This is a genomic window from Aeromonas sp. sif0611 (genome assembly GCF_019218845.1).
GTDB lineage: Bacteria > Pseudomonadota > Gammaproteobacteria > Enterobacterales > Aeromonadaceae > Aeromonas > Aeromonas media.
Genome location: NZ_JAHUWU010000063.1, coordinates 1 through 255 on the forward strand (window position 1 = coordinate 1; position 255 = coordinate 255).

The following is a 255-nucleotide window of genomic DNA, read 5'->3' on the forward strand; positions in this document are numbered from 1 at the left end:
GCATAGGCTTGCCAGCATTGGGTTTTTCTCAGGCGTGCCAATGGCGTCTTGGTCAAGGTAGAGCAGGTCCGCAAGCATTGTTTACAACGGTAACGCCGCAACCCCCGAGTCCAGCCCCAAGGAGCAAACTGGTCTGGCTGTGCATGACAATGGGGACAAGCAGGGCAATCCGGTAGCAAGGCGTTAATGCGAGAAGGCAAGCTGGGTTGCTGCAACTCACGCTGAGCGATATGTCGTTGTCGGACAGAGAGTTGC

Annotated in this window: 1 pseudogene; it reads right to left on the reverse strand. The window is 56.1% G+C overall.

The features are described 5' to 3' along the window. Nucleotides 1–255, reverse strand: a pseudogene (locus KW824_RS21080) (IS1595 family transposase); the annotation flags it as partial.